At 56.7% G+C, this 26,634-nt stretch carries 22 protein-coding genes and 1 pseudogene; 12 read left to right on the top strand and 11 right to left on the bottom strand.

Going from position 1 to position 26,634, the window contains the following annotated elements; genetic code table 11:
- Positions 1–3 precede the first annotated feature (3 nt).
- On the top strand, positions 4–1,959 hold the full coding sequence (gene abc-f / locus FLT43_RS07100; RefSeq protein ID WP_087442366.1) for a ribosomal protection-like ABC-F family protein: 1,956 nt from the start codon (positions 4–6) through the stop codon (positions 1,957–1,959).
- A 72-nt stretch (positions 1,960–2,031) separates the two neighbouring features.
- On the opposite strand, the pseudogene FLT43_RS07095 reads toward abc-f, so the two are convergent.
- Positions 2,032–2,391 (bottom strand): annotated as a pseudogene (locus tag FLT43_RS07095) (DinB family protein); the annotation flags it as partial.
- A 152-nt stretch (positions 2,392–2,543) separates the two neighbouring features.
- Between FLT43_RS07095 and FLT43_RS07090 the strand changes: the two are divergent.
- On the top strand, positions 2,544–3,368 hold the full coding sequence (locus FLT43_RS07090) for a helix-turn-helix domain-containing protein (RefSeq protein ID WP_087442368.1): 825 nt from the start codon (positions 2,544–2,546) through the stop codon (positions 3,366–3,368).
- Positions 3,369–4,113: 745 nt separating this feature from the next.
- Here the strand turns inward: FLT43_RS07090 and FLT43_RS07085 are convergent.
- Together FLT43_RS07085 and FLT43_RS07080 are read right to left on the bottom strand one after the other, a co-directional pair.
- The gene (locus tag FLT43_RS07085; protein WP_087442369.1) at positions 4,114–4,992 is read right to left on the bottom strand and encodes an amidohydrolase family protein; all 879 of its coding nucleotides are present in this window, start codon (positions 4,990–4,992) and stop codon (positions 4,114–4,116) included.
- The gene (locus FLT43_RS07080; protein WP_087442370.1) at positions 4,979–8,125 is read right to left on the bottom strand and encodes a GNAT family N-acetyltransferase; all 3,147 of its coding nucleotides are present in this window, start codon (positions 8,123–8,125) and stop codon (positions 4,979–4,981) included. The genes FLT43_RS07085 and FLT43_RS07080 overlap by 14 nt, the downstream gene beginning before the upstream one ends.
- A gap of 254 nt (positions 8,126–8,379) precedes the next feature.
- Between FLT43_RS07080 and FLT43_RS07075 the strand changes: the two genes are divergently transcribed.
- Positions 8,380–9,453, top strand: coding sequence for an FAD:protein FMN transferase (locus FLT43_RS07075; RefSeq protein WP_087442371.1), 1,074 nt, complete (start codon positions 8,380–8,382; stop codon positions 9,451–9,453).
- A 138-nt stretch (positions 9,454–9,591) separates the two neighbouring features.
- Here FLT43_RS07075 and FLT43_RS07070 read toward each other — a convergent pair whose 3' ends face one another.
- Entirely contained in the window at positions 9,592–9,942 is a 351-nt protein-coding gene (locus FLT43_RS07070) for a DUF1360 domain-containing protein (protein ID WP_087442372.1), read from the bottom strand.
- A gap of 424 nt (positions 9,943–10,366) precedes the next feature.
- On the opposite strand from FLT43_RS07070, the gene FLT43_RS30470 reads away from it, so the two are divergent.
- The 3 genes from FLT43_RS30470 (at position 10,367) to FLT43_RS07060 (ending at position 12,101) form a co-directional block, all read left to right on the top strand.
- Positions 10,367–10,498 carry a hypothetical protein gene (locus FLT43_RS30470; RefSeq protein ID WP_255321569.1) on the top strand — a complete coding sequence of 44 codons (132 nt, stop codon included), beginning with the start codon at positions 10,367–10,369 and terminating at the stop codon, positions 10,496–10,498.
- A 135-nt stretch (positions 10,499–10,633) separates the two neighbouring features.
- Positions 10,634–11,665, top strand: a complete 1,032-nt coding sequence (locus FLT43_RS07065) for a right-handed parallel beta-helix repeat-containing protein (RefSeq protein ID WP_087442374.1) — start codon at positions 10,634–10,636, stop codon at positions 11,663–11,665.
- 157 nt (positions 11,666–11,822) lie between these two features.
- Positions 11,823–12,101: a S41 family peptidase gene (locus tag FLT43_RS07060; RefSeq protein ID WP_127510902.1), complete on the top strand. Its 279-nt coding sequence runs from the start codon at positions 11,823–11,825 to the stop codon at positions 12,099–12,101.
- Between the two features lie 278 nt (positions 12,102–12,379).
- Here FLT43_RS07060 and FLT43_RS07055 read toward each other — a convergent pair whose 3' ends face one another.
- Positions 12,380–12,925, bottom strand: coding sequence for a GNAT family N-acetyltransferase (locus FLT43_RS07055; protein WP_087442376.1), 546 nt, complete (start codon positions 12,923–12,925; stop codon positions 12,380–12,382).
- Positions 12,926–13,152: 227 nt separating this feature from the next.
- Here FLT43_RS07055 and FLT43_RS07050 point away from each other — a divergent pair, with 227 nt between their 5' ends.
- Both FLT43_RS07050 and FLT43_RS07045 read left to right on the top strand, forming a co-directional pair.
- The gene (locus FLT43_RS07050) at positions 13,153–13,713 is read left to right on the top strand and encodes a GNAT family N-acetyltransferase (protein ID WP_164776268.1); all 561 of its coding nucleotides are present in this window, start codon (positions 13,153–13,155) and stop codon (positions 13,711–13,713) included.
- A complete protein-coding gene (locus FLT43_RS07045; protein WP_087442378.1) occupies positions 13,706–14,554 on the top strand; it encodes a serine/threonine-protein kinase in 849 nt (282 codons plus the stop codon). Before FLT43_RS07050 ends, FLT43_RS07045 begins: the two co-directional genes overlap by 8 nt.
- A gap of 49 nt (positions 14,555–14,603) precedes the next feature.
- On the opposite strand, the gene FLT43_RS07040 is transcribed toward FLT43_RS07045, so the two are convergent.
- A complete protein-coding gene (locus FLT43_RS07040) occupies positions 14,604–15,950 on the bottom strand; it encodes an FAD-dependent oxidoreductase (RefSeq protein WP_164776266.1) in 1,347 nt (448 codons plus the stop codon).
- A 332-nt stretch (positions 15,951–16,282) separates the two neighbouring features.
- Between FLT43_RS07040 and FLT43_RS07035 the strand changes: the two genes are divergently transcribed.
- From FLT43_RS07035 to FLT43_RS07025, 3 genes are all read left to right on the top strand, one after another.
- Positions 16,283–17,695: an alpha-L-fucosidase gene (locus FLT43_RS07035; protein ID WP_087442380.1), complete on the top strand. Its 1,413-nt coding sequence runs from the start codon at positions 16,283–16,285 to the stop codon at positions 17,693–17,695.
- A 241-nt stretch (positions 17,696–17,936) separates the two neighbouring features.
- Complete coding sequence (locus FLT43_RS07030) at positions 17,937–20,189, top strand: heavy metal translocating P-type ATPase (RefSeq protein ID WP_309473836.1); 2,253 nt, start codon at positions 17,937–17,939, stop codon at positions 20,187–20,189.
- Positions 20,186–20,866: a sulfite exporter TauE/SafE family protein gene (locus FLT43_RS07025; RefSeq protein ID WP_087442382.1), complete on the top strand. Its 681-nt coding sequence runs from the start codon at positions 20,186–20,188 to the stop codon at positions 20,864–20,866. Before FLT43_RS07030 ends, FLT43_RS07025 begins: the two co-directional genes overlap by 4 nt.
- A gap of 67 nt (positions 20,867–20,933) precedes the next feature.
- On the opposite strand, the gene FLT43_RS07020 is transcribed toward FLT43_RS07025, so the two are convergent.
- The 4 genes from FLT43_RS07020 to pdaA all read right to left on the bottom strand — a co-directional run bounded on the left by FLT43_RS07020 (position 20,934) and on the right by pdaA (position 23,923).
- Complete coding sequence (locus FLT43_RS07020; RefSeq protein ID WP_087442383.1) at positions 20,934–21,359, bottom strand: FixH family protein; 426 nt, start codon at positions 21,357–21,359, stop codon at positions 20,934–20,936.
- 156 nt (positions 21,360–21,515) lie between these two features.
- Positions 21,516–21,824: an antibiotic biosynthesis monooxygenase gene (locus FLT43_RS07015; RefSeq protein ID WP_087442384.1), complete on the bottom strand. Its 309-nt coding sequence runs from the start codon at positions 21,822–21,824 to the stop codon at positions 21,516–21,518.
- A gap of 56 nt (positions 21,825–21,880) precedes the next feature.
- A complete protein-coding gene (locus FLT43_RS07010; protein ID WP_087442385.1) occupies positions 21,881–22,882 on the bottom strand; it encodes a Gfo/Idh/MocA family protein in 1,002 nt (333 codons plus the stop codon).
- A 213-nt stretch (positions 22,883–23,095) separates the two neighbouring features.
- Positions 23,096–23,923, bottom strand: a complete 828-nt coding sequence (gene pdaA, locus FLT43_RS07005; RefSeq protein WP_115057857.1) for a delta-lactam-biosynthetic de-N-acetylase — start codon at positions 23,921–23,923, stop codon at positions 23,096–23,098.
- Between the two features lie 356 nt (positions 23,924–24,279).
- On the opposite strand from pdaA, the gene FLT43_RS07000 reads away from it, so the two are divergent.
- Positions 24,280–24,792, top strand: a complete 513-nt coding sequence (locus FLT43_RS07000; RefSeq protein ID WP_087442386.1) for a hypothetical protein — start codon at positions 24,280–24,282, stop codon at positions 24,790–24,792.
- A 370-nt stretch (positions 24,793–25,162) separates the two neighbouring features.
- Here FLT43_RS07000 and FLT43_RS06995 read toward each other — a convergent pair whose 3' ends face one another.
- Complete coding sequence (locus FLT43_RS06995) at positions 25,163–26,248, bottom strand: AI-2E family transporter (protein ID WP_087442387.1); 1,086 nt, start codon at positions 26,246–26,248, stop codon at positions 25,163–25,165.
- Positions 26,249–26,634: the final 386 nt, after the last annotated feature.

Here is a 26,634-nt window from a genome sequence, read left to right as displayed (position 1 = left end):
ACCATGGTAATCAATTTGTGGCATGTGAAGAAATATTATGGGGCCGATCTGGTGCTCTCTGATGTGTCGTTCGAGATTGGGGAGGCGGAGAAGGTTGGCCTGATCGGACGGAACGGCACAGGCAAGACGACGATATTGCAGCTGCTGGACAGAGCATCTGCCCCCGATGAGGGAGAGCTGTTCATCCGCAGAGGCGCGACGGTCGGCCTGCTCGCCCAGGTGCCGTCGGCTGGAGCCGGTGCGACCGTCTATGATGTGCTGGCCGAAGGCTATGAACAGGTGCGGTGCTGGGAACGTGAGATGAAGGAGATGGAGACGAAGATGTCCGATCCTGCCGTCTGCGCGGATGAACGGGCCATGCAGCTTCTGCTGAACCAGTACGGACAGCTTATGGAACGGTTCGAGCAAGCGGGGGGTTATGAGATGGAGGCTTCGATTCGGCGGGTAGCCGCAGGCATGGGCATTGCCGCCGAGCAGTTCGGGCGGCCGTTCGCCTCGCTCTCGGGCGGAGAGAAGACGAAGGTCGGGCTGGCGGCCCTGCTGCTGAAGCGGCCGGACATCCTGCTGCTTGACGAGCCGACGAACCATCTGGATATGGCGGCGATCGAATGGCTGGAGGCGTTCCTCGAATCGTATCCCGGCGTCGTCGTGGTCGTGTCGCATGACCGGTATTTCCTTGATCGGGTCGTCGGCAAGATTATCGAGATCGAAGACGGAGAAGCCATTGTCTACTATACGAATTATTCCGGCTACCAGAAGGAAAAAGAGGAGCGTCTGCTCCAGCAATTTGCCGATTATCAGGAGCAGCAGAAGAAGATCAAAAAGATGCAGGAAACGATCAAGCAGCTGATCGAATGGGGCAACCGCGCCAATCCGCCGAATCCCGGCTTCCACCGCCGGGCCGCCTCGATGCAGAAGGCGCTGGACCGGATGGTCAAGATTAAGCGCCCGATTCTGGAACGGCGCGCGATGGACCTGACGCTGAAGCAGGAGGACCGCTCCGGCAAGCAGGTGATTGTGCTGGATCGCGTCTCCAAAGCGTTCGGCGATCGGGAACTGCTGCGCGGGACGAGCGCGCTGCTGCTGTACGGCGAGCGCGTCGCCCTGATGGGCGGCAACGGCGCGGGCAAGAGCACGCTGATGAAGATGATTATCGGCGAGATTCCTCACGACAGGGGCGAGATTCGGCTCGGTTCCCGCGTGGATATCGGCTATCTGGCCCAGGAGGAATCCCCGCCGGCGGAAGATTCCACCGTGCTGCGCTATTTTTGCGACGCCTTGGCGATGGAGGAAGGGGAGGCGCGGGGCGAACTGGCCCGCTTCCTGTTCTACGGCTCCGACGTGTTCAAGCGGGTATCCCAGCTGTCCGGCGGCGAATGGAGCCGGCTGCGCCTGGCGCTGCTGATGTACCGGAAGCCGAATCTGCTGCTTCTCGACGAGCCGACCAACCATTTGGACATCGATTCGCGGGAGGCGCTGGAGGAAGCCTTGGATTCGTTCCCCGGCACGCTGCTCGTCATCTCGCATGACCGCTATTTCATGAATCGTGTCGTGCAGAAGCTATGGATGCTGGAACAGGCGGAACTGACCGTTCATCTCGGCAATTATGAAGAATGCCGGGAGAAGCTGCAGGCGCTGCTGCAGCGCTCCGCTGCGGCGGCGATTCCGGCAGAGCCTGCGAGGCCGAAGAATGAGCCTAAGGCTGAGCCTAAGGATGAGCGGAAGCCGGCCGAACCGAAGGCAGGCATTACGTCTTCCGAGCCGGCAAGGCGATGGGAGGAAGAGATTGCGGCAGCCGAGGAACGGCTTCGCCTGCTGGAGGAGGAGATGGCCCGGCTGTCCGCGAGCCCGGCAGAGGATGCGGAATGGCCCAACCTGCTGAGTGAGCAGGCCCGGCTGCGGCAGGAGCTGGATGGGCTGTACCGCGAGTGGATGGAAGCGGAAGAATCGTTAGGCTAATCACGCAGGAAGGATATTGGGCAACATGCAGAGCGGCTGGTCCCTCTGTCCCCGATATCCTTCCTTTCGTTTTTACAGTGGAAATGGCAGTTCTTGCACCCCGAGTATGCGGGTGTACACGAAGAGCTGTCCTTTGTGATGAATCTCGTGATCGATGACGAGCCGGACGAGCTTGCTGCGCGGCCCATCCAGATTCGGGAATGGCGAATGGTAGAGCGTCTCCAGATCTTCGTCGGTCACGGTCTTGAATGTCTCTGTCGTCTTCGCAGTCCACTCTTGCACGATGCGGCGCACTTCCTTCATCGACGGGCAATCGACGGTCTGCGGTATGCCGATCTGTCCCTCTCCCGTCTTGGCTGTCCTGATGAACATATCGGCGGAAGCGCCGAGATGCTGAGCCACTTCGCTTACCGTCATCGCCCCGTCCCACGGCGCGAAGTCGTAACCATTTCATTTGCGACATACTCAATCCCTTGTTAACATGGGTAATATAGCAGGAGATTATCGGTGTGTATTGTAAAAAAACGACAAATGCAATGCGATGCGCGAATACCGCGTCTTATCTTGCAACGGGAGCGTGAACGATGGATACGAAGCCGAACCGCGAGCCGGACATCAGAGGCATGCTATATGGCGCAGCCGGCGAACAGAAATTCCGCATTAGCCGCCATCTTCCAGCGCCTGACCTTCGCCCTTTCATCAAGCATTATTGGATGATTGCCTGGGATTTGCGAGGCCAGTCTCCCTATGTGCAGGAGGTGCTTCAGCATCCCGGGGTCAATCTGGTGTTCGAGCGGGACAACACGGCCGTGTACGGCATTGTGAGCGGAAGATCCCAGCGGGTGCTGGAAGGACAGGGACGGGTGGCCGGGGTGCTCTTCCAGCCGGGGGGATTTTATCCCCTGTACCGCGAGCCGATGTCACGCCTCGCCGGGCACACGCTGCCCTTCCGCGAAGTGTTCGGGATGGACAGCGGCCCGCTGGAGCAAGCGTTGTTCGCGTTAGAGGATGGTGAGGCGATGAGCCGAGTCATAGACGGGTTCCTCCGTGAACGGCTGCCTGAAGCGGAGGATAACGTGAAGCTGGTCAACCGGATTGTCGAGACCGTCGTGGATGGCCGGGACATTACCCGCGTCCAGGAGCTGGCGGATCGGTTCGCGCTTCATACGCGTTCGCTGCAGCGTTTGTTCCTCCACTATGTCGGCGTATCGCCGAAGTGGGTCATCCAGCGCAGCCGCATTCACGAGGCGGCGGGGCAGGCGGCCGCCGGCGCCCTGCCGGATTGGGCGGCCCTGGCGGCGGATCTGGGCTATCACGATCAGGCCCATTTCATCAAGGATTTCAAGGCATTCGTCGGCGTGTCGCCGGAGGAGTACGCCAGGAAACTCCGCTCTCCGGAGCAGAGATGAGCAAGAGAGATGACATAGCTTATGAGCAGAGATGAGAGCAAGAGAGATGACATAGCTTATGAGCAGAGATGAGTAAGAGAAATGACATAGCTTACGAGCAGAGATGAGAGCAAGAGAGATGACATAGCTTATGAGCAGAGATGAGTAAGAGAAATGACATAGCTTACGAGCGGAGATGAGAGCAAGAGAGATGACATAGCTTATAGGGCGAGAATGAGCCGAAGACTGCCCCAGGGGCAGTCTTCGTTCGTTGTTTGGCTCATGTGGGTATCTGTGCCTTGGCTCTTGTGGCATCTGGTGATTAGGGCATCGGTTTCATTTGGTTTAGCGGGAGCTTAACTCACGGCATGTCCAATAATACTGTAAAACTGCAGTTTTAGCGTACCCAAGTCGATGGCGAAATGGAGTTCCTGCGAAAATGCAGGAATTTCAGCCTTATTTGTTTAAAACAAGGGAAATTGAGGAAGAATGATGCATCTGTGCAGGAATTCCATCAAATATCAGCTCAAACGGCGGAAATTGCTGCACCTATGCAGTATTATTTAGCAGTTCCCTCATTCCGGCTGAAACCGTACCCCCAAAGCTGTACCCCCGAAACCGTATCCCCGAAGTCGTACCCCCAAAGCTGTACCCCCGAAACCGTATCCCCGAAGTCGTACCCTCAAAGCTGTACCCCGAAGCCGTATAGGGTGTATCAGTATCGGTATCGGCATCGGCACACGACCCCCCTTGTATTAGTCCAAGGCTAGCCTGGTGCTTGGCCTCCATTTTCCAAGAACGGCCTGATCTTCGGAAATACGCTCAGCGCCGTCCGGTAGAACACATCCTCATGATGCTCCGCCGGGATTAGCTCCCGGACGAAGCGGATGTAGGCCTCTACGGGAGCGAGCGGCCAATCGGTGCCGAACAGCAGCTTGTCGTAATGATCACAATAGGTTACGGCATGGCGCAGATGGGCGAAGAACAGCGGCGAGTCCTTGAGCCGGTTGCAATTGTCGGTATCGCCGACCATGAGACCGGACAGATCGGCGAATACGTTCCGGTTCTTGTAGACGACTTCCGCTCCGTCTAGCACCCAAGGATCGCCGAAGTGCGCCATCATGAAGTTGACGTTCCGATGGGTGACGGCCACCTCATCGATCGTCAACGGATGCGAATACTTGAGCAGCCCGCGCTCCGAGTACGTATCGCCCGTATGGAACACGACCGGGACGCGATAGGCGGCGGCCAGCTCATAGACCGGCTGATAGACGCTGTCGTAGGCATAGAAGGGATAATAGCCGAGATAGATTTTGAGGCCGACGGCTTCCGGCTTCTGCAGATCTCGTTCCAGCGCTTCAAGCTCTTGCGTGCCAAGGCGGTAAGGATTAATGCCCAGGCAATAGACGAGTTGGGGCGGCAGCGCCTCCACCAGGTCGAGCCCCATCGGGGTCACCGCTTCCTCATCCGGGAAGCCTCCCTGCTTCGTCTCGGTCAGTCCCATGCCGATGCCGAGCACGACATGGTTGTCGCGGTATTCCTTCAGAATCCCGTCCAGGCTATAATCCACGAATGATTTTTCTGCGGCGGTCGATTTGAACTCCTGGATATGGGACAGATGCATATGGGCATCAATGATCTTCATTCGCAGCACTTCCTCTCTTGTCCGAGACCCGGCGCTCTCTCTCGTCCGGGAACCGGATCTGTTGTAATGAAGCCAAGGCTTCGAATTCGATGCGATCTGGGGAGAATAGCAGGAACAGCGGCTCTGTTCGGACGCAGGCTCCGTTCGGGATGTGCCGTTCGCGATTGTATTCCACCTGACATATCTCATTGTTGGCATAGACGAGCGGATGGCGCTCGCTCGCATCCATCATGACATGAAGCTGCTGCTCCCGGTTATCCGATCCGAAGACGAGATGCCGCGCTTCCGGAAGTTCGAGTTCCCCCTTGCCTGGCCGGACTATGCGATCGGACCCGTCACGGTCCTTCACGGATACCCGCAAGCCATCCAGCGAGTCGCCGGGCTGGATGAACATCGATGTGTCCCAGACTAGAGGAGTGAGAGTGAGGCCCGTCTCCTGCTCGATTTCGGAAAATGCGCACAGCACGGGCACGCGGGACATCATCAGAAAATATTGGTTCAGCTTCAAGCCCTTATAGGTGTCATGCTGGCGGATGTCCAGCGTAAGCTTCAAGCCCTGCCATTCATTCCCGAAGCGGTCCCGCCGGGCAACGAATTCCGCCGTTCCGCCCTCCTTCAGGACCGAGAGCGTGCTCAAGCCGCCGATATCGTACTTCAGACCCCCGATATACGGATTCCACCATGATCTCGGCCCGTGCAGCGGATAGCCGCTGGACAGCCATTCCTCGCCGCCTGCTTGCAGGGAGTGAAGACCAGGGTAGAAGGAAGGGGACGCCGCCACTCGCAGCACGCCATTGTCTGCCGAATAGGTCGGTCCGCCTTGTCCCTCTCCCTCCTGCCGCTGGAATCGAATCGGCTCGTCTGACGGGACCAGCACGATGGAGCTTCGCTTCACGTCCGCCGTCGGCAGATGAACCACCGCATCGACCACCTCTATGCTCTGCTGCGGCGCCGGAAGGGGGCATTCCGTAATCCCGGAGTCATCGATGTCCAACTGCCGGGCGGCTGCGTGCGGTTCCCGGCGCAGTTGAACCGAGATCGTTCCCTCCCTCTGCACCAACCGGTGATCCTGGAGCATCACGTTCAGATTTGACTGGAGGACGGGATTATACCCGTTCAGGATCAGCTCGATCGGATCGGTAAGCCGGAGATCGGAACGGGTGTCGGGCTCCTGCATCGCGAAGGCGCGGAATCGGGTCCAGTCTGTATATCCGCCTATCGTCAGATGGAGGGGCTCTGTCGCGGACTTCTCTCCCGGCCCCAGACTTCCGAGCGAAGCTTCGAGGCTGATGCACCAGCTCTCGATATGCACACGATGTGTCTTCGGCCAGCAGACGCCGAGCGGGACGCTGCCGTGCTGGATGAATATCCACGGTTCCGTGATGTTGCGGCTTTCCCAGTAGCTGTATTCGCTGCCCGTGATCTCGTTCAGCGCGATATATTTACCGTTGTAAGGCAGGACGGCGCCTGGCAGTCCGAAGCGCGCCTGTTGGCTCACATACAGCTCGGCGACTGGCTGGGCGCCGGTATTCTCGGCTTCATGCCAATAGGCGACGGTCCCTTCCCCATACAGAAGAAGGTGCACGCTCAAGAATACCGCCGGAAACGATGCCGATTGGTAGCGCAGCGACAGTCCGACGGCGCCCTCCTCCCGGATCGGATGGATCGATACCGGCTTCTTCTTCGAGAATTCCGTGGAGAACGGCTTCCCCAGCTTCGGGAAGCCCAATTCGGCGCAGGTTGTCATCCCGGGACAGAGAAGCCTGAAGCCGTTCCATTCCTTGTTGAATCTGATGGAGAAATGTCCGTTGAACAGCTGCCAATACTTCTCCGTCTCGCCGGCGAAGGCGGCGCCGGGACCGCTGAAGCCAGCTCCGATCGTTCGCGTGAACGGGATGGCGCTTCCATCGGCCAGCCGAGCCTCGGCTTCGACCTGCTGCGAATAGAAGCCATACTGTCGCACCTGATACGGGACGGCGATGGACGTCCGTTCCTTCGCTTCCAGGGAGACCTCGAAATCATGGCATCCCAAGGCCAGCACCGGGCTGTCAGGCAGCGTAAAGCGAAAGACAGCCGCTTCCGCAAAGTTGTTCTCAATGTCCACATGGAAGGTGCCGCCTATGGCCGGGTAGGCGCTGCGGCCCGGCGTCTTCCATGCAAGCTGGGCAGGGAAGCGGGGAATGACGCCAATGTGGAACAGGGCTTCCTTCCCGTTAATGCGCATCCGAGTCGTGACGCGGGGGCATGTCCGCCATATGCTTTGCTCCTCTTCGACAGGGCCGACGAAGAAGTCCGCCCGGATCGTCGCTTCGCCTTTCACTTCGGCCTGATGTTCCCAGTCAAATTGAATATTGCGCTCGTTCTGGCCCCGAAGATCGAGATGGAGCGGGCGGCCCGACTTGTTCACGATCCGGTACTCTATCGTATAAGCGCGGCCGAAAACCGGCTTCGCCTGCTCCGCTTGGGCGCTGATGAGATAATCGTCGGTCTCGATGAGCCGGATGCCTCTTCCGGTGCGTTCGAATTCGACGCGCAGCGAGGCACCGTTCTTTTCCCATGTATATGTGAAATAATCAAAGCCGTTATCCTTGCGCCCATCGGGCTTAATCTCGATCTCCCGGGTCGAGTTCTCGTACCAGTCAATGTCATCGAAATAGGCGGAGAGCGCTTCCGTATTCAATACGGCAGGCATGAAGTTCATCAGGTGGGTCGTATCTTCCCGATCCTCCCAGAAAAAACCGCATCGCTTATACAGCGGAACGGCCTTTGTGTTGCTGGCCCATGTATACAGATCGAGGCGCGGCCAGCCCAACCGCACCGTCGCATCCAACGCTTCGCGGACAAGCATCTTGCCGATTCGCCGGCCGTGATAATCCGGCCTCACGTTCAGCAGCCCGATATAGAGGGCTCCGGTATCCTCGCGGTATTCGAACAGGTTGCAGTACCCTACGACGGCATCCTGATCCAGGGCAAGATAGACTTCCAGCGCGTCCGAGCCTTCTTCTTCCGTTCGCACCCGTTCCGCCGTACGAATCGTATCTCCACCGCCCCAGCCCTCCTGGCTGCGGTTCCACATCTCTGCTACTCCAGCCGCATACTCCGGCTGATAGCGGACGATTGCAATCGGATTCATTCCATGACCTCCTTGCTCTTCTGCTAGGTTGGTATAATGTGACAATGCATATATATACCTGAAATTGTAGTCGAAGTTTCTTGGAATTACAAAAGTATATGAAGCAAAACATACAATGGAATTGCATTGTACGACTGTGGATCTAGGCAATTGCGGCTCATGGTATGATATAGATCACATACATCTCTATGCCTCATCGATGATAATTTTTCATGATTTTCATGGCCAGACTTCGTGAGGAGGTTTTCAGCGATATGACGAACAGTACAAAGGTGAAGATTATAGGGGCGGCAATTCTGCTGTTCGTAATGTGCGGAATTGGATATTTTCTATGGGCCAACGGCTCTCACTCAAGTAAGACAGAACCGCCTGTGACCAAGACCTTTCTTAAATTCGATACGGTCATTCAATTGAAGTTGTATGGTGATGAAGCGGCGGAGAAGCATCTTGAGGACATCGAGAAGCTGCTGGATCGAATCGATCAGCAAATCAATATGAGCAATCCCGAGAGTGAAATCTCGCGGGTGAATGCAGCCGCAGGCAAAGAAGCGGTCAACGTCTCGCAAGAGACCTTCGATCTGGTGAAAAAGGCCGTAGAGTACGCCCAAGCTACGGAGGGGACCTTCGATCCGAGTATCGGAGCGCTGGTCAAGCTATGGCGGATCGGAGCTGGCGGGGCGCATCCCCCTGCTGACGATCTCATTGAGCAGGCCAAATCGTTAGTTAACTATAGGGACATTGAATTGGATGCGAAAAATAGGACGATCAAGCTGGCACAGGCAGGCATGTCCATCGATCTTGGAGCGATTGGCAAAGGGTACGCCGGAGATCTGGTGTCTGATTACCTGCGTCAGGAGAAGGCAGGAAGCGCGCTTATCGATCTGGGCGGCAGCACGATTATGGCGCTTGGCAGCAAGCCTGGAGGAGATGTGTGGCGCATCGGGCTGCAAGACCCGGACCGGGAGCGAGGGGAGCAAATTGCCATTGTTCAGCTTCGAGATGAGACGATCGGCACATCCGGCGTCTATGAACGCTACTTCATAGACAACGGGATCCGGTATCATCATATATTGGATCCGGCAACGGGAGCACCGACACAGAACGGGATCAAGAGCGTGACCATTATCGGCGGAACCGCCACAGCAGGCGATGCGCTTTCTACGGCAGCGATTGTGAAGGGGTTGCAGGAGGGGCTGGCCTTTTTGGAGCAGACGCCTGATGTCGAAGGCATGTTCATTATGGAGGATAACAAAGTATACGTGACTTCGGGCTTAAATGGGAAGATTAAGCTTACGAGCCCGCAGTATACCCTTGTTGATGCGGAATGATCAGGTTGTTGCCTGGATTCCAAAGCGTTACAGGAGCCGGATTGAGCTTGAAGACAGCTCGATCCGGCTTGTTGGCATGCACGCAAAACCGGTCCATGTGACCGGTTGGAGCGCCCTGCGGGCTGGTCTGCTGCCCATTTACAATCGATTAAGCACGAACTGCTCGATAAGGGCGGCGATTCCGGCGACGGCCAACATCAGCAGCAGGGGGAACGATGCCGGCACGTACCAGTACAAGGCGGTGAGGACAGCCGCGCACCATATGCCGGTGCACCAATGACAGCTGAGCAGCGTTCCCATCCAGTGCCGGAAGCCCGTGCCCCGGATATCGACTTGGCGGATGACGGTCCCATCGTCTTGGGGCACGTAGGTGACGGTCATAAAGGGCGCCCGCAGCGGCCAAGTAATATCGTCATAGACGATAAGATGGGTCAGGCGGAACGATGCCAGCGCCAGAATGACCAGCTGAATCCAGGTCAACTCATCCATGCCAGTTCCTCCTTCATGAATGCATGATACCAGCCTGTCCAGTCCTTCTCTCTTCCAGCTGCATATAATAGACTGAGGTAAGAGAAATGGAGGTGACCGCTGATGTGTTTCTGCAATTCGGTGAATCGGCTCAATTCCAAGCCAGGCAGAACGATAGAGGTCGTGAATAACACGAGAGTACCGTCTCCGCCACAGCAAATTGTCGTTACTGCCCGCCCGATCGAAGGCGTAGCGAGACCGCAAGCTCATTGGCAACAATAAGAATCCTGTCCCTGTGGAGAGATGTCCGTATACCGTATGCTATGTATCGGTTCCGTAATTGGTTCGCGGCGGGAGCACAAGTGGGGCCAGAAGCGGAAGCCCAAAAAGACCAGACCTGTCCATCTGGTTTTTTTGGGCTGTCTGTCGAAGAGGATAATGCGGCATGAACATCGCGGCGAGCTCGTGGGCAAGCTCGGATGTGACGGGCCAGGCGACGTTGCTCAACACGATAACGGCAATCCGCGGCTGCGGCAGGCGCAGGAAGGAAGCGGTGAAGCCGTTGATTCCGCCATGATGATAGATGAGCTGACGGTCCTTACAAAATCGTATCGGCGGGAATGAATTGCGCGAATCAAACATTATATAATTAAAGCGATTAAACTCTTTATAGTGAAACTAGGATCGTTTGAAAAAAGGAGGATGTTCAGGGATGACGACAACTAGCAGCGGATGCGGCAGCAAGCGGAGAAGCGGAAGAAGTGCCGGATGGGCCATCCTGCTCTTCATTAGCGTGTTCGCCACGATGGGAATCGCCCATGCCGAATCGCGCAGCGTGCCGGCCGGGGAGGCCGCCGATGAGGTGATCGCCTGCGGCACCACTTCCTGCCTGCAGAGCGCCTTGAAGAAGGTTGCTCCCGGCCAGCGGATCGTGCTTGCTCCTGGCACCTATACAGGGAGCTTCTCCTCTGATGTGAACGGGACCGCAAGCCAGCCGATCCGGATGGAGAGCGAGGATCCGGCGAACCCGGCGATTCTGTCCGGTTATGCTGTCGGTTCCGGCTACAGTCTGCGCATTCGCGGAGATTATTGGATGATCAGCAATCTCAAATTCACCAATGGACAGAAAGGAATCATTTTGGATGATTCGAATCATACCCTGATCACCGATGTAGAGGTCTACGAGACGGGAATGGAAGCCGTCCATTTCCGGGACGGATCGTCGTACAACACCATTGAGAACTCCCGCATTCACGACACGGGCACTACGGGACCCGGCTACGGCGAGGGCGTCTATGTCGGCTCGGCAGAAGGGGCCGGCTACAATCAGAATACGCATTACAATACGATTCGGAATGTCGTCTTCGGCCCTAACGTCGCCGCGGAGCATGTTGACATTAAGGAGAGAACGATTGGCACGTTGGTAGAGAACTGCACCTTCTACGGCGAAGGCATCAGCGGGGCGAACTATGCCGACAGCTTCATCGACGTGAAAGGCAACAACGCCGTTATCCGCAACAATATCGGCTACCAGAACGGCAATAGCAACATCGCCGATGCTTTTCAAGTTCACCAGGTCGTATCGGGCTGGGGCCTGAACAACGAATTTTCCCATAATACGCTCTATCTGACCGATCCTTCCGTCTATGTCATCGGGGCCTACGGCAGCGCGGCGGCCACCGCCATACAGAATGCAAGAACCCCGGCAGGCAATATGTACAGAGGCCATGTGACGGTTCAATAATATGCGGGGCAAGTAAAGCAAGGAGTCGGAATCGCCGGCTGGTTGGAAGTCATATAGGGCACAAGGGAGATAGCTTCAATATTTTGGATTGGCAAATGAAAACAAAGTTCAACTCGTCGTGGAGCGGGGGAATGAGGTCATCGAGGGGAAGCTGCAAATGAAGAAAATACTGAAATTTGCAAGCCCTTATCTGACCAGAGATCGATTGGATTATGCTATTTCCAAAGAGGATGATCTGGCGGTTTTGTATATCGATAGCTTTGCTGCGTTAGACGACACAACGAGGTCTGTGATTCGGGACTTTTTCATCGATGTCAAAAGGGAACAAGTGAATCATGTGGCCATTGACTTGCGTTTCAATCCTGGTGGGACAACGTTAGTGGAAAATTTTTGGCACAGAAGAGATGCAGAGTCTGGATTCCCGAATCAAAACTAAGATTATCGATTTCCTATAAGTGGATTGAACGGCCTTACACGACGGTAAAAAATCACTATGAAGATGCGTTGCAGCCGGACATCTACGTTCCGACCACATTCGAAGATCTGGCGCAGGGACGCGAGCCGCAACTGGAGATGATCAAGAAGCTGATACGCGAGGAACGTCAACAGGAGCGCATACCGCTTTCATTGAGGTGACTTTTTGTGCACAAATACGGATAGGGTACCGCAACTTTACCTTTTACTACCGTTCGATCGCGTCCAAGATTCCTAAACTCAGTCTATACATCTTCCCATAACAATGGTGTTATAGTATTTACCGTCGGACAGAATCTTGTCGTTTCTTAATGTCCCTTCGATTTCAAAGCCCAGCATCTTATAAAGGGCGATCGCTTTCTCATTGGTTTCTAACACATTCAACGTGATCTTAGTAATGCCATTGGAGTCGGCCCAAGCCATCGATTGTTTTAGCAGATTTTTCCCGATGCCACATCCCCAAAACTCTTTTTGGACGCATACGCCGAATTCTACTTTGTGATAGAATCTTCTTAATTGGCTTCCCTCGCATCGCGAAAACCCGACGATCCGATCCTGCACGACCGACACTAAAAATATATTTCTTTTCTTTTCGGAATCGGCTCTTATCAAGTGTTCAAAACCGGGCACATCAATGAATGCTTCTCCTGGTTCTCGGTCTAAAAACTCCGTCTCTCCATCAATTTGCACCCGTAAGGCGGACAGTTCTTCTGCATCCGTTGCGCTGGCCGATCGAATCGTATAAGTGATTCCCTTCGCTTCAAAATCTTGTTCGGAAATGATCATATATGCTCCAATCCTATTTATTTGGGATCATCCAACAACCTGTCCCCGTTACTCAATGAAGGTATTTTCCAAAATGGTAATCTTAGTCTATTATATGTTATTATAGCTTCTTATCTTTTCAATTTTCCATGTAATACGGACAACCCCATTCCCTACAAGTGCATCTCAGTTATTCCATCTCTATGAAAAGGGTTCAGAAGAAACAATACGCCCAAGGAGGGAAAACTATGTTCATCCGCAAAGCGGAGGCGAAGGATGCTCAGGCTTTTATTGATTTTTGCGCCCGTCTGGATCAGGAGACGAAGTTCATGCTTTATGGGCCTGGGGAGCGCGGCCTCACCCTGGAAGAACAAGCCCGGCGGTTCGCAAGCTTGTACGACTCGGACGATTCGATTATGCTGTTGGCCGTCACCGATCAGGGAGGCATCGCCGGGTTCGCGGCCGGCATCGGCTCCAGCCTGAAGCGGTCCAGACATGCGGTGTCTGTCGTTATCGGCATACTGGAGCATTATGCGGGCCAAGGCTTGGGCAGCCGGCTGATGGAAGAAGTAGAGAACTGGGCGGCCGCGGCCGGCAAGCATCGGCTCCAGCTCACGGTCATGACGCATAATGAACGGGCCATCCAATTATATACGAAGCGTGGCTTTCGGATCGAAGGCACATTAAGCCGCTCCTTGCGGGTGGACGATCAATTCGTGGATGAATATATGATGGCCAAGCTGATACATACCGGGGAGGAATACAGTGACGGAACAAGGACAACAAGCAGTAACGATACGAATGGATGACGTTTCTTTTCAGGTGAAGCAGGAGCATGATTTTTCCTGGCTGCGGGAGTTGGGGCACGTATTCTGCGTGTTCGACCAGCAAGATTCGGGGAATCTGTCCTTCGGGGTCGAACGGGACGGGATCCGGAGCTTCGTGAAGTATGCCGGCGCGCGCCCTGTCCGCTATGCGGGAGATCACCGGGATGCGATCGCCCGGCTGGAGCAGGCGATGCCGCTGTATGAACAATTGCGGCATCCGCATCTAATCGCGCTGCAGGAGCATTTTCGCGCGGGAGACGGTTATACGGCCATATTCGATTGGGTGGAAGGGGAGAGTCTCCATCCCCATGAATCGTTCCCGCCGCCCGCCAAATACACCCACCCGGAATCCCCTTTCTACCGGTTCCGGCAGCTGCCGATAGAGCGCAGACTGGCAGCGATGGAGGCGGTGTTGGCGTTCCATGGCCACGCAGAGGCTTGCGGGTATATCGCGATCGATTTTTATGACGGCAGTTTGCTCTATGATTTTCAACGTCATGCGATGACGATCTGCGATATCGATATGTACGCCAGGAAGCCGTATACGAATACGATGGGGAGGATGTGGGGTTCCTCACGCTTTATGTCGCCGGAGGAGTTCGAGCTCGGAGCGGCCATTGATGAACGGACCAATGTATTCAATATGGGGGCGATGGCATTCGCGCTGCTGGGCGGGGAGCTCGATCGTTCCGATGAGAAGTGGGAGGCGGGGCCAGCCCGTTACGAAGCGGCCTGCCGTGCCGTTGCGCCGAACCGGGCCGACCGCTACACTTCCGTTGCCGAATTGCATGCGGCATGGCGGCAGGCTGAGCGAGAGGGATAGCAGAGGGATCATGGCCGATCCCTCTGGTGAAGCTGAGCTTCCTCCTGGTTCACGATGCCCCTCCAGCGTGCTGATCATGAATGGCATGAAGGGTGTGGACGAGGAGTTCACTGACGCTCGGATGCGCTCCCATCAACAATTGGCAGTCGCCGATGCCCAGCTTGAACCGGATCATCATGGCGACGGTGGAGATTATGTGCTTGGCCTGCAAGCCGACCGCCGTTCCCCCGACGATCCGGCCCTCGTCATTCCACAGCAGCTTGAGGAAGCCCTCCGTCTCCCCCTGCAGAATCGCTGTGCCGTTCCGTTCCGCGTTATAGTTCACTACCCGGGAATGAATGCCGGGGGCATCCGCATCCGTCAGCCCGACCGTAGCAACCTCGGGCGTATCATTGAAGGCGAACGGGATGGTCCGGACATCGACCGGTTCCGGCGCACGTCCGACGGCATGAAGCGCCGCCGCTCTCGCCATGGCGATGGAATAGACGCCCGCCATCGTCCGCTGCGCATCCCCTGCAATATAGATGGACGGGATCGCGGTCTGCCCGAACGGGTTGCAGTCCACTGAACCGTACCCATTGAGCGCCAATCCGGCGGCCTCGATATTCAACTGATCCACATTCGGCCGGAACCCCAAGGTGACGAAGGCTGCATCCGCTTCCTGCTTCGCTCCGTCCTCCCGGATGGCTGTCACCCGGCGGTCCTGCTTATGAATGGCCTTGACGCGTTCCCCGGGGCGAATGTTCACCTGCCGCCGTTGGAATAGGCCAGTGAGCCAAGCATCGATATCCGGATCGAAAAAGCAGCGCGGCCCGTTGGCTTCGACGAGCCAGTCGACCGGAACGCCGAAGCGGGAGAACAGATTGACCGCTTCGCAGCCGATCGGACCGTCTCCGATGACGATGACAGACGCGGGAAGACGCTCCATGTCCGTAAGGGTCGTAAAGGAGTAGATTTGCCTGCCGTCGGGCCTCATCCCTTCCGGGAAGTGCGGCCGGGCTCCGTTGGCGATAAAGATGAGATCGGCATGGATGTCCACGGATTCCCCCTGCTCCTGCGCAACCGTCAAGACTTGCGCCGACTGGAAGCGGGCCCGCCCATGCTGAACGGACACGCCAGCCGCGCGCAGCTGCTCCGCCCCGGAAGCCGCGCATTGCCTTATCACGTCCTGTGCGGCTTCATTGATGCGACGGGGAGACAAGGCTTCGATCCCGGCATATGGCGACAGACTGGCGATGGCCTGAAGCCATGCGGCGGTTCCGGCCATTTTCCAATCTCCCGGATGGCTGTCGGTTATTAGGGTCACTTCGCAATCATACCGCGCAGTGGTTAGCGCCGCCTCCATTCCTGCAGGACCGCCGCCGATGACGGCGACCTTCTTTTTTTGGGCACCCATACATCCCCCTCCTTTGAATATAAGAATAAATGTGAACAATTTCACATTTTGCGCCATCGATCCATATATTACCTTCCGTTCGGTTGGAAGTCAATCGATTTCGGCTTTCTTCCTGCTTCGCTTCGCGGGACGGCAATATGTCGATTATGAACGTCACAAGCAGGCAGGACAACATCGAAATCCGCGCCACATAAGGGCGGAAAGCCCCGGTTAGCGAAAATGGTCAAGCGCTGCGAATTTGACCAATTGAACTTTGTAAGCGTTTGTAATATATATGAGAGGCAGATATGGCAATCCAAAAAGCAGATACGATGTGCGGGAGGTCAAGACAAATGAGTGAACAGGCTGGACAGCCGCAAGATACGCTGAATGAAGAACACGAAGAGCAAGTTGTGCAGCAGGGCGTGCACAACTTCAGCGCGGAAGAGGAGTGGGTGAAGCCGACCGATCCGCTGCTGCTGGAGCGTCTGGAGTGGTTCAAGGATCAGAAGCTTGGCTTCATGATGCACTGGGGCCCTTATTCCCAATTGGGGATCGTGGAATCATGGGCGCTCAGTGACGCCGATGCGGACTGGTCGCGCGACGGCATCGATTGGGATGTGGATAGTGAAGAGCTGAAGCGCCAATATTTCGATTTGAACAAAACCTTCAACCCGATCCGGTTCCAGCCGGAACTGTGGGCGGAGCTGGCTGCGGATAACGGATTCAAATATCTTCTCTTCACGACGAAGCATCATGACGGCTTCTGCATGTGGGACACCCATACGACGGACTACCGGATTACGGGACCGGACACGCCATTCCACCGGCACCCGAAGGCGGATATTTGCAAGCATCTGTTCGACGCCTTCCGGGAAAAAGGAATGGCCGTGGCGGCCTATTTCTCGAAGGCCGACTGGCACTCTCCATATTATTGGGCGCCGGGAATGGAGCGCGGGACGGCGACATCGCGAGGGCCTTCTTACCATCCGCAGGAATATCCTTGGCTGTGGGAGCAATTCGTGAAGTTCACGCACGATCAGATTATGGAGCTGCTGACCCGCTACGGCCGCATCGATGTGCTGTGGCTGGATGCAGGCTGGGTCTATGAAGGGGCGAGAGGGCAGGATATCCGACTCGGCGAGGTGGTCGAACGCGCCCGCCAGCACCAGCCGTGGCTGCTGTCCGCTGACCGGACGATCGGGGGGCCTTATGAAAATATTATTACGCCGGAGCAGACGATCCCGTCCGGACCGATGACAGTGCCGTGGGAGAGCTGCATTACGCTCGGCACGTCGTTCTCCTTCCGGTATGAGGACAAATACAAAACAGGGCGGCAACTGGCGCACATCTTGCTGGAGGTCGTGGCCAAAGGCGGCAATCTGGCGTTGAACGTTGGTCCGCAGCCGGACGGCCGGCTTCCGGAAGGAGCGATCCGCTCGATGAGGGAGCTTGGCGCCTGGCTGAAGGTGAACGGGGAAGCCGTATACGGCACGCGCATTTGCGCTCCGTATTTCACGGGCCGGACCGCATTTACCCGCAAAGGGGACACCGCGTACGGATTCTACTTGTATCCGAACGAGAAGGCGGCGGTCGAGCCGGAAGTATTCCTGCCGTATACCGAGCCGGTATCGGCTGTCGAATTGATCGGCACGGACGGCGCACTTGAATTTACCTGCACGGCGGAGGGCATTGCCATCCAGCTGCCGGAAGCGGAGGCGGTTGGCCCGGCGCCGATCGCGCATGCATTCCGATTGCTTGCCTAGGACATCCATTAACCTCATGTCACTCACGGAAGCCGGTCAGACTGACCGGCTTCTGTGGCATGGTCTGGCTCAAGCTCCCCTCTTGGCGCCCCATGAAGTGATTCGCCGCCGCCTTTTCCGGTGTGACCGGACGGATTCCGTATGGCAGAAGTTCGCCGATAGCACCTTCGGGCCATCCTATTTTGGCCAGGACCTGCATAGGTTCTAGTAATGGGACAATGTACTGTACATAGGGAATGGGGTGAACTCGTTGGCGAATCCTTCCTCCGGCACATGGAGTCGGCATACGCTGCAGATTACGGGCATGAACTGCGCCGCCTGTGCGGTTCGAATCGAAAAGGCATTGCGGCGAATGGAGGGGACCGGCGGAGTATCCGTCAATTTCGCTGTCGGACGGGCTTCGGTCCAGCTGGATCCGGCCCGGCTGCAGCTGCGGCAGGTCGAGGACCGAGTCGTGCAGCTTGGCTTCGGCATTCGGAAGGATACGGATGCAGGCTCCTATCTTGGCACGGACGTGAAGGGGCTGTGGCTCCGCTTCACCGCTTCGGCTCTGCTCACGCTGCCCCTGCTCTGGACGATGTTCTCCCACTACTCGCTCACCTCATCGGTATGGATTCCGGAACTGTTCTTCCAGCCCTGGTTCCAGTTGGCTTTGGCTACGCCGGTGCAATTCATCATCGGCATGCCGTTCTACTTCGGCGCGTTCCACGCGCTGCGGAACCGGGGAGCGAACATGGATGTGCTGGTGGCGCTCGGCACCTCCTCGGCCTATTTCTACAGCCATTACTTGGCCATGAAGGCGCTCCAGTCTCCTGCTGCCGAAGGACAGCATATCCCGCTCTATTTCGAGACCGGCTCCATGATCATTACGGCCGTGCTGTTAGGCAAGCTGCTCGAAGGGATGGCCCGCCAACGCACGATGCACGCGATGCGCGGCCTCCAGGAGATGCAGGCGGACTATGTCCATGTCATTCGGATGCAGCGGGAGACACGGATTCCGATAGAGGAGATGCGGGTCGGCGATCAGGTCGTCATTCGCCCCGGGGAGCGGATTCCGGTGGACGGGGTCATCGTGCGCGGGCATTCGGCGGTCGACGAGTCGATGATGACCGGGGAGGGAATGCCAGCCGACAAGAGCGCCGGGGCACAGGTGATGAGCGGGACGATGAACTTGAACGGGACCCTTACCGTGGAAGCGCAGCGGATTGGTTCCGATTCCACGGTGGCGCAGTTAATCCGCCTGATGGATGACGCCCAATATTCGAAGCCGCCGATTCAGCGCCTCGCGGACACGATCGCGAGCTACTTCGTCCCGGTGATCGTCGCCATTGCCGTTCTCACGTTCGCCGCCTGGTATGCGCTGTTGCAGCCCGGCGACTTCGGCCATGCGCTCGGGTGCGCGGTCTCGGTGCTTGTCATTGCCTGTCCGTGCGCCATCGGGCTGGCGACTCCGATCTCGATTCTGGTCGGCTCCGGACGGGCGGCCCAGCGGGGGATTCTGTTCAAGGAAGGCCGCTTCATGGAACAGCTCCATCAGACGGATGTCGTGCTGCTGGACAAGACGGGCACATTGACTGAGGGGAGGCCGGAGCTGACCGATATCCTTCCGCTGGGGGGACATTCGGCACGGAGTCTGCTTCGTTGGGCGGCCGCTGCCGAGCAGCCCTCGGAGCATCCGATCTCGCGCGCAATCGTGGCGGCGGCCGAACGGCAGCAGCTGATCGTGCCCGAGGCGAAGCGCTTCTCCAGGATTCCCGGCTGCGGCATTCGGGCGGAGGTTGAAGGGAAGCGTCTGTTCCTCGGCGCATACGCCAGGCTGAAGCTGCAGGGGATCCAGGCCGATGGCGCGGATGCAGGCGTCATCGCGGAGCTGGAGCGGGAAGGGAAGACGGTCATCGGCATAGCGGTCGATAACCGGCTTGCCGGCTTGCTCGCTATCCGCGATTCGCTGCGCCCGACCTCGGCCGAGGCGGTGCGGCAGATGAAGCGGCTTGGCCTGGAGGTGATGATGGTGACCGGCGATCAGCGCATGACGGCCGAGGCGATAGCGAGAGAGGCCGGGATCGGGCATATCACCGCCGGAGTGCTGCCGCAGGAGAAGGTCGAATGGATGAACCGGCTGCAGGGGAAAGGGCAGACGGTGACGATGGTGGGAGACGGCATCAATGACGCGCCCGCGCTGGCCGCCGCCGACATCGGCATTGCGATGGGGCAGGGGAGCGATATTGCCGGTGAAGCCGCGGATATCCATCTATTGCACGGCGACCTGCGCGCCATCCCGGAGGCGATCCATATTAGCCGCCGGACGATGGCCAATATTCGCCAAAACCTGTCCTTTGCTCTTATTTACAACGTCATCGCCATTCCTTTTGCGGTCATGGGCTGGCTCGAGCCGTGGATGGCCGGAACGGCGATGGCGCTCAGCTCGGTCTCCGTCGTCGGCAACGCCTTGCGTCTGCAGCGCTTGGGCCGGCGCAAGAGGGCGGTCTCGTGAGCGGAGAGAGCCTCTGGCTCGTTGCCGTCACGGGCTTGCTGAGCGCTCCGCACTGCATCGGAATGTGCGGCGGCATCGTGATGAACTTCGCCTGGAATGCGAAGGGATCGGCCTTGGCGGCGGTGCTCGCCTATAATGCGGGGCGGGTGTTGACCTACACCGCGATGGGAGCGGCGATGGGAGCCGCCGGAAGCTTCCTCGAATTGACGGGAAGCTGGGCGGGGTTGCGGGGCTTGGCTAGTATGCTGGGCGGCCTGCTCATCCTGCTGTGGGCGTACCGCCGCGTGGCGCTGCCCTTGGAGCGGTTAAGCCCGGCCCGGATTCCGCTCGTCCGCCGCTGGATGGAGCGGCTGCGGGGAAGCGGGGATCTCCGGGCCGTACTGGCGAGCGGGCTGCTGTTCGGCTTCATCCCGTGCGGCTTGACCTACGCGATGCAGATCAATGCGGCGGCCAGCGGCAGCGCCCCCGGAGGCGGAATGATTATGGCCGTCTTCGGCCTCGCGACCTTCCCGTCCCTGCTGGCCGTAGGCTTGTTCGCAGCCGCGATCAAGCGCTCTATTCGCGCCCGGCTCGTGAAGGCTGGGCAGATCGTGGCCGCCGTGATCGGCGTCCTGTGCATTATGCGCGGGCTGTCCGCGAACGGCTGGATTCCGGCGCTCCATCCGTGGCTGTGGTAAGCGGGAGGAGGCTCGGCGATCCGGAACCGAACGGACGATGGCCGAGCCGCCGCGGCAAGGGCTGAGCCTAGCGCACCGCCTCGAACCGGTGTACGGCCGTGAACGTCCCGCCATCCAGCTCGAACGATGCTTCGGCCTGCCAGGTTCCCGGCATGAGCGGAACCGCTTCGCCCGTGTAGAGGCCCGGCCCTGTCTGCTCCAGCTTCACTTGGAACGTGCCGCAGAGCATATCGGGCATGACGAGTTCAACCGCGATCCGGGCATCGCGGACAGGCGCTCCATCCGCAGCCTGAAGCGTAACCCGCAGCTCATTCCGCTGCAGGACCGCCGCCGGGTTCGCCGCCAGCCCGATCTGCGCCTGGACAGTCCCCAGCTCCGCGCGGGTCACCGGCTCGAATACGGCGGCGCTTTTCCAAGCGTAGCCGACGGCGGCGAGCAGCAGGGACGCGAGCAGCGCCGAAGCATAGAGGGCATATCTCTTCTTGACGGACATCCGTCCACCTCCTCGCTGATATGCGGCTACTTATGTGTATCCGGCAGCAGCCTCATATATGCGGATGGACGCCCTCCGGCGGAGCGGCGGGAAGCACAACAGGGCAGGCGCCCGGAAGCGCGCTGCCCTGTCGTCATTGCAGATTATACATCGCCGTCAGGCGTTATGGCTGACGACCATCTCATATTTATTCAACGAAGCGCCCAGCATATACTCCTTCGCTTCGCTGCCGCCGCGGTGAGATTCGCGGAAGGCGTCGCTGGAGGTCCAGCCGCGGAACGCCTCTTCATTCTCCCATACGGTGCACACCTTCAGTTCTTCTTCGCCTTCCTTGCCTTCGCCCAGCCATACTTCCAGACGGATGAACCCGGGCATTTGCTGTACGCCCTTCGCCTCTGCGAACCGTGCGGCGACCTGCTTGCCGTGACCTGCCTTAATGCGTATCGTATTCGTAACGACCAACATGCGTCTCTCCTCCTCGTGGGTGAATAAGATGATTATAGATAAATGACAATGCCGGATTAGGGCTGAAGCTCGTCCAGACGGATCGGCCGGCTATGCCGGACCGACAGATTGGCTGCTTCCATCAACCGCGTCAGCTCGAGGGCCATATGTATGTTGGCATCGGCGGTCGTCCCTTGCTGAATATGGCTCACCCATTGATGGAAGGCGCTTGGCCGGTTGGCTGGTATGCCGCGTTCGACCCAGCCGCTGCCGCCCTGTGCTTCCAAGCGGCTGCTGCGCACGAGCAGCCGGCTCTCCGGCGTGCCGTACAGCAGCGTTCCATCGGTGCCTTGCAGCTCGATAGTGAACGGGGAGCAGCTGTTCACGAAGCCTGCTTCCACGAGCCCGAGGGCGCCGTTATCATATTGAAGCACGGCGACGGCATTATCTTCGACGTCCTTGCCGGTGACATAGCCATAGTGGGCGCTGACCCGCTCCGGCTCGCCCAGGAGCAGCCGCGTCAAATACATCGGATGGCAGCCCAGATCAATCAGCGCTCCGCCTTGACATTGCTCGGCATCGAAAAAATGCTCCGGCAGCCAGCCGGCAAGCGCTCCGTTATGGGACAGGCGGACTCGAACGAGCGTCAGCTTCCCGAGCAGCCCCTCTGTCAGCACTTGTTGAATCGCCTCGGTGTAGCCGTCATTCAGCCGCGGGAGCGAGACGGTCAGGACGATGCCGGCCTTCTTCGCTGCGTCCACGATTTCATTGGCTTCATGGAGTGTCGCCGCCACGACCTTTTCCGTGAAAATATGCTTGCCTGCGGCTGCCGCCTTCACCATCACATCGCGATGCAGATTGGTCGGCGTGTCCACGATGACGGCGTCGATGCCGTCTTGCTTCAGCAGCTCGTCCAGCGATTCATAGAACGGGATACCGCGCGCCTCTGCTTCCTTCCGGCCACGTTTGGGAATCTCGTCCCACACGGCCACAATCTCCGTATCCGGATGCTCTTCCGCCTGGCTGGCATAATCATTGGCATGCACGTGCCAGAAGCTGACCATCGCTACTCTAATCATCGTCACCATTCCTTCCCTGTTGTAAGGATAAGAGCAATCATGAACTACACCCTTACCTTATCAAAAATTGGACGAGGCCGCCAATCAAGAATGCGAGCGCTGGAAGGAGAAGGCGCGGCGTGCCGGACCCTGCGTCGCAGACGGCTTGCCGCATAGAAAAACCGATGCCTGCCCCGTGAAACCGGCAGCGCATCGGCCTTCGTTGGTCCGTTCCTATGTTCCCGGCTTTGGCTGTGGCCCTGGTGCCGGTGCCGGTGCCGGGGCTGGGGCCGGCTGGCGCTGAAGCCGATCCAGCCCGAGGAATTCGTAGCCCTGCTGCTTGGCCGCATCGATGATCGAACCAAGCGCCTCCGCATTGTCCTTCGAGATCGAGTGCAGCAGAATGACCGCTCCCGGGTGAAGCTGGCTCGTTACTTTGTCATAGGCGTGGCGCGCCCCTCTCTGAGCGTTCACATCCCAGTCCATGTAAGCAAGCGACCAGAAGACGTTCGTGTAGCCCATGTCGCGGGTCACCTTCAGCGTCCGGTCACTGAAAATGCCGCGCGGAGGCCGCAAGTACGCCATTTCCTTTTGGCCGGTGACGCGGGTAACTTCAGACTTTACTTTATCTAATTCCTCCCGGATTTGTTCGTTGGACACCGTCGTCATATCCGGGTGGCTCCAGGAATGGTTCCCGATGATATGCCCTTCATTGACCATCCGCTTCAGCAGCTCCGGCTGGCTCTTCACATAATGACCCGTTACGAAGAAAGCGGCCGGCACTTTCTTTTCCTTCAGCGTATCCAGAATGCGTGGGGTATACCCGTTCTCATAGCCATTGTCGAAGGTGAGATACAGCACTTTTTTGCTCGTATCCCCAAGGAAGACCGCCCCGTGCTTATCGACGATATCCTTGAACCCTTCCTCGTTAATGGACGGCAGTTGGCCGTTCACGCTTTTCTTGAATCCAAAATGAAAGGCAGGTCCGTCTGCGGCCGCCGGCCAGGCGTGAATCTGAACCAGCAGCGCGAGGGCGAGCCCGATACGGATGAGTTGCTTCATGTTCATACAGCTCCTTGTCACAACCATTTCTTGATTACGGTCATATACAGAAAATTATCCCTCATTCTGCAAAAATTATCCCGCTTCGGCAAAACCCTGCCCGCTCAAGGCGAACGGTGAAGATGACCAATTCTGTTCCGAGTTGATTCTTCAGTAGTGGAGTGTCATTTTGCTAAATGGCTTATAATACCTATAATTGGAATTTTATAAATAATCTTAAAGTATTGATCAAATATTCCGATATAGTAAAAAAAGGATTGTTAACTCCTTGAATTTGTAGGTCTTTATCACTAATTTAGCCGCCGCGCTTTCTTAAATGGCTGGCCCGGCTATGTTGAATCTGAAGGGGGATTTATATGCTGTTTAGTCGTATCGTCCGATTGCCTTCATTTATGCTGGTAGGGGAATACTGCGAGACGCTGGAAGAGATGCGGCGGGTATGCCGGACCTTGCCCTTCCTGCACGGTTCCGGTCTGCTTCCGCCGGATGCGCATAGGTACAGCATTGGCCTCGGGATGAACGGCCTCTTTTTTGCAGGTATACCTTATGCGCATTCAATGCGCTGCCTGGAACAAGCGAAGCAACTCACGTTCCATTCGTACCAGGGAGGAATTTATTGGGTATTCGAAGCGGATGGCGCGAGGCTGGGAGGAAAGCAAAAGGAGTTGGACGGGAAGCAGGAAGGGCTGACCTTGCCGGAAGCCGTCCTGCCGAGCGGCCGGAATGTCGTCTATGAGTTCCGGCGCAGGGGCAATTCGTATGCGGAATCGCGGCTATACATTCCGGTAGGCCGGTTGTCTGCGGAGGCGTCCGTATTAAGCCGGTTCAGAGACCGGGATGCGTGCCGGAGCAAGCTGGCGGTGGCCTGACATGAGGCGTTCCATAGTCTGTATGGATAAATCCCCTGACGATTTAAGCGGCCAGGGGATTTTTCACAGATAACAGTTTTTTTCGCGATCGCTTGCCCACATATGTAAATTTAAACAGGACTTAGTAACATGGGAGCGAAGTAATTATAAGAGAGTTTATCTAATAAAAGGAGTAAATCTGATGATATATCTGCATTTCACATGCCTAGTGACCCAAAAGAAATTGGAGGTTTACAAATTAAAGCTGGAACAGTAATTTTTACAATTCTACTTGTATTTATTGGGATTTAAAATAGCGCATGGATATTTACCAGATTCGACTTACCGTCCTGATCCCCGGACAGAGCGTGTCTGACCGGGGACCGGTTATTCATGCCTTCGTCTTCTCCTGATCCTGCTCCGCCTTCCCCTTCGGCTGCTTGGAGAACACGTTGACCTCCAGCAGATCCAGCAGGAACATGAAGATCGGAATGCCGAGAAGCAGCCCCCATACACCCATGAAATGCTCGGATACGATAAGGATAGCAAAGGTATAGAATATCGGCAGATGCACCTTCGAGGACATGAGCTTCGGATTCAAAATATACGATTCAATGGCATGAACGACGATGATCATGATGATGACCATGACCACCTTGCTCAGCCCGCCGACGCTGAAGGCGATCGCGGAGAGCGGAATCAGCGAGATGATAACGCCCATAACCGGGATGAGACCGAGCACGAAGATCATAATAGCCAATCCGAACAATGACGGGAAGCCCATAGCCCACAAGGCCAGCGTGGACAGAATGCTATTGACGAGCGCGATCAGGAATTGCGCTTCAATGACTTTCCCGAAGGAGAAGAGGAACTTTCTGCCGAAGTACTCCAATTCGTTATAGAACGGACCGACCTTGCTATCTCTGAATTTGTTGGTGAACGCATGAACTCGCTTTTTGTCCAGATTGAAGAATAAACTCAGCACGAGCGCGATAACGAGATGGGTGCCCCATTGGCTGATGTCGGTAATCGACTTGACGAGGAAACCGAAGCCCTGATCCAGGTAGCTGGCCAAATCGATCTTCTGCAGCGACTCCATAATGTACCGCATCAATGGATTGTCGTAAACAACCGAGTCATTGTAGATAACCGATTCATTATAGAACTTGATAATTATTTTGACCAATTGGTTGATCTGGGCGATCACCTTGGGCAAAAAGTTATAGGTTCCCGCCCCGAGAATAGATAACAGCGCCGCATAGAGAAGAATAACGGTCACGCGGAAATCGATGCGGACATACTTCCGAAGACGCGAATAGATAAAGGTGTGAAGCCGGTCGATCAGGAAGGTTAAAATGAAAGTGAGCAAAATAAGATTAAGAATGCTTCTCACCGATAATAGCAGGACAATAAGAAAGAGAAGGGTTACTATCCTTCTCGCGCCCGGTCCTTTGAAAAAATCTCTCAACATCTGCATCCAACGTATGGCTCCTTTAATGTATGCTATGAATATTTCTGCTCTACCACTATCCTATTCAAGAATATGATACCTCATACTTCAAAGCAAGCCTTCTGGAACGGAGTATTTACGTAGAGATCCCGTTTTCTTCGCGAAAAGATGGGCGGAAGGAATAGAATTGATTCATTAATGGATAAAATGGGGAAAAATGTATGATGATTCATTCTATCTGGGGTAAAAAGGGAAACTTGTTCTCCATCCTTCTCTCCCCGTCTGCCGAGCGCGGCGGCCGTGGAATAGCATTCGAGGATGAATTCGTTCTATAATGAAGAGAGTACAATCTGCAGCGGGCTGTGCCGGCCGCAAGCGCGGCAAGGGCGCAGCGGACAGGAAGGAGCGGAAAG

The sequence above is a fragment of the Paenibacillus thiaminolyticus genome, assembly GCF_007066085.1.
Taxonomy (GTDB): Bacteria; Bacillota; Bacilli; order Paenibacillales; family Paenibacillaceae; genus Paenibacillus_B; species Paenibacillus_B thiaminolyticus.
This window is presented reverse-complemented; position numbering and strand designations above follow the sequence as displayed.

Coding starts and splice junctions, on each gene's coding strand:
- FLT43_RS07015 (WP_087442384.1), bottom strand. CDS start 21,824: ATGTTGGTCGTTACGAATACGATACGCATTAAGGCAGGTCACGGCAAG.
- FLT43_RS07040 (WP_164776266.1), bottom strand. CDS start 15,950: ATGGGTGCCCAAAAAAAGAAGGTCGCCGTCATCGGCGGCGGTCCTGCA.
- FLT43_RS07020 (WP_087442383.1), bottom strand. CDS start 21,359: ATGTCCGTCAAGAAGAGATATGCCCTCTATGCTTCGGCGCTGCTCGCG.
- FLT43_RS07080 (WP_087442370.1), bottom strand. CDS start 8,125: ATGAATCCGATTGCAATCGTCCGCTATCAGCCGGAGTATGCGGCTGGA.
- FLT43_RS07045 (WP_087442378.1), top strand. CDS start 13,706: ATGGATGACGTTTCTTTTCAGGTGAAGCAGGAGCATGATTTTTCCTGG.
- FLT43_RS30470 (WP_255321569.1), top strand. CDS start 10,367: ATGAACATCGCGGCGAGCTCGTGGGCAAGCTCGGATGTGACGGGCCAG.
- FLT43_RS06995 (WP_087442387.1), bottom strand. CDS start 26,248: ATGCAGATGTTGAGAGATTTTTTCAAAGGACCGGGCGCGAGAAGGATA.
- FLT43_RS07065 (WP_087442374.1), top strand. CDS start 10,634: ATGACGACAACTAGCAGCGGATGCGGCAGCAAGCGGAGAAGCGGAAGA.
- FLT43_RS07000 (WP_087442386.1), top strand. CDS start 24,280: ATGCTGTTTAGTCGTATCGTCCGATTGCCTTCATTTATGCTGGTAGGG.
- FLT43_RS07075 (WP_087442371.1), top strand. CDS start 8,380: ATGACGAACAGTACAAAGGTGAAGATTATAGGGGCGGCAATTCTGCTG.
- pdaA (WP_115057857.1), bottom strand. CDS start 23,923: ATGAAGCAACTCATCCGTATCGGGCTCGCCCTCGCGCTGCTGGTTCAG.
- FLT43_RS07085 (WP_087442369.1), bottom strand. CDS start 4,992: ATGAAGATCATTGATGCCCATATGCATCTGTCCCATATCCAGGAGTTC.
- FLT43_RS07070 (WP_087442372.1), bottom strand. CDS start 9,942: ATGGATGAGTTGACCTGGATTCAGCTGGTCATTCTGGCGCTGGCATCG.
- FLT43_RS07050 (WP_164776268.1), top strand. CDS start 13,153: ATGTTCATCCGCAAAGCGGAGGCGAAGGATGCTCAGGCTTTTATTGAT.
- abc-f (WP_087442366.1), top strand. CDS start 4: ATGGTAATCAATTTGTGGCATGTGAAGAAATATTATGGGGCCGATCTG.
- FLT43_RS07055 (WP_087442376.1), bottom strand. CDS start 12,925: ATGATCATTTCCGAACAAGATTTTGAAGCGAAGGGAATCACTTATACG.
- FLT43_RS07010 (WP_087442385.1), bottom strand. CDS start 22,882: ATGATTAGAGTAGCGATGGTCAGCTTCTGGCACGTGCATGCCAATGAT.
- FLT43_RS07060 (WP_127510902.1), top strand. CDS start 11,823: ATGAAGAAAATACTGAAATTTGCAAGCCCTTATCTGACCAGAGATCGA.
- FLT43_RS07035 (WP_087442380.1), top strand. CDS start 16,283: ATGAGTGAACAGGCTGGACAGCCGCAAGATACGCTGAATGAAGAACAC.
- FLT43_RS07090 (WP_087442368.1), top strand. CDS start 2,544: ATGGATACGAAGCCGAACCGCGAGCCGGACATCAGAGGCATGCTATAT.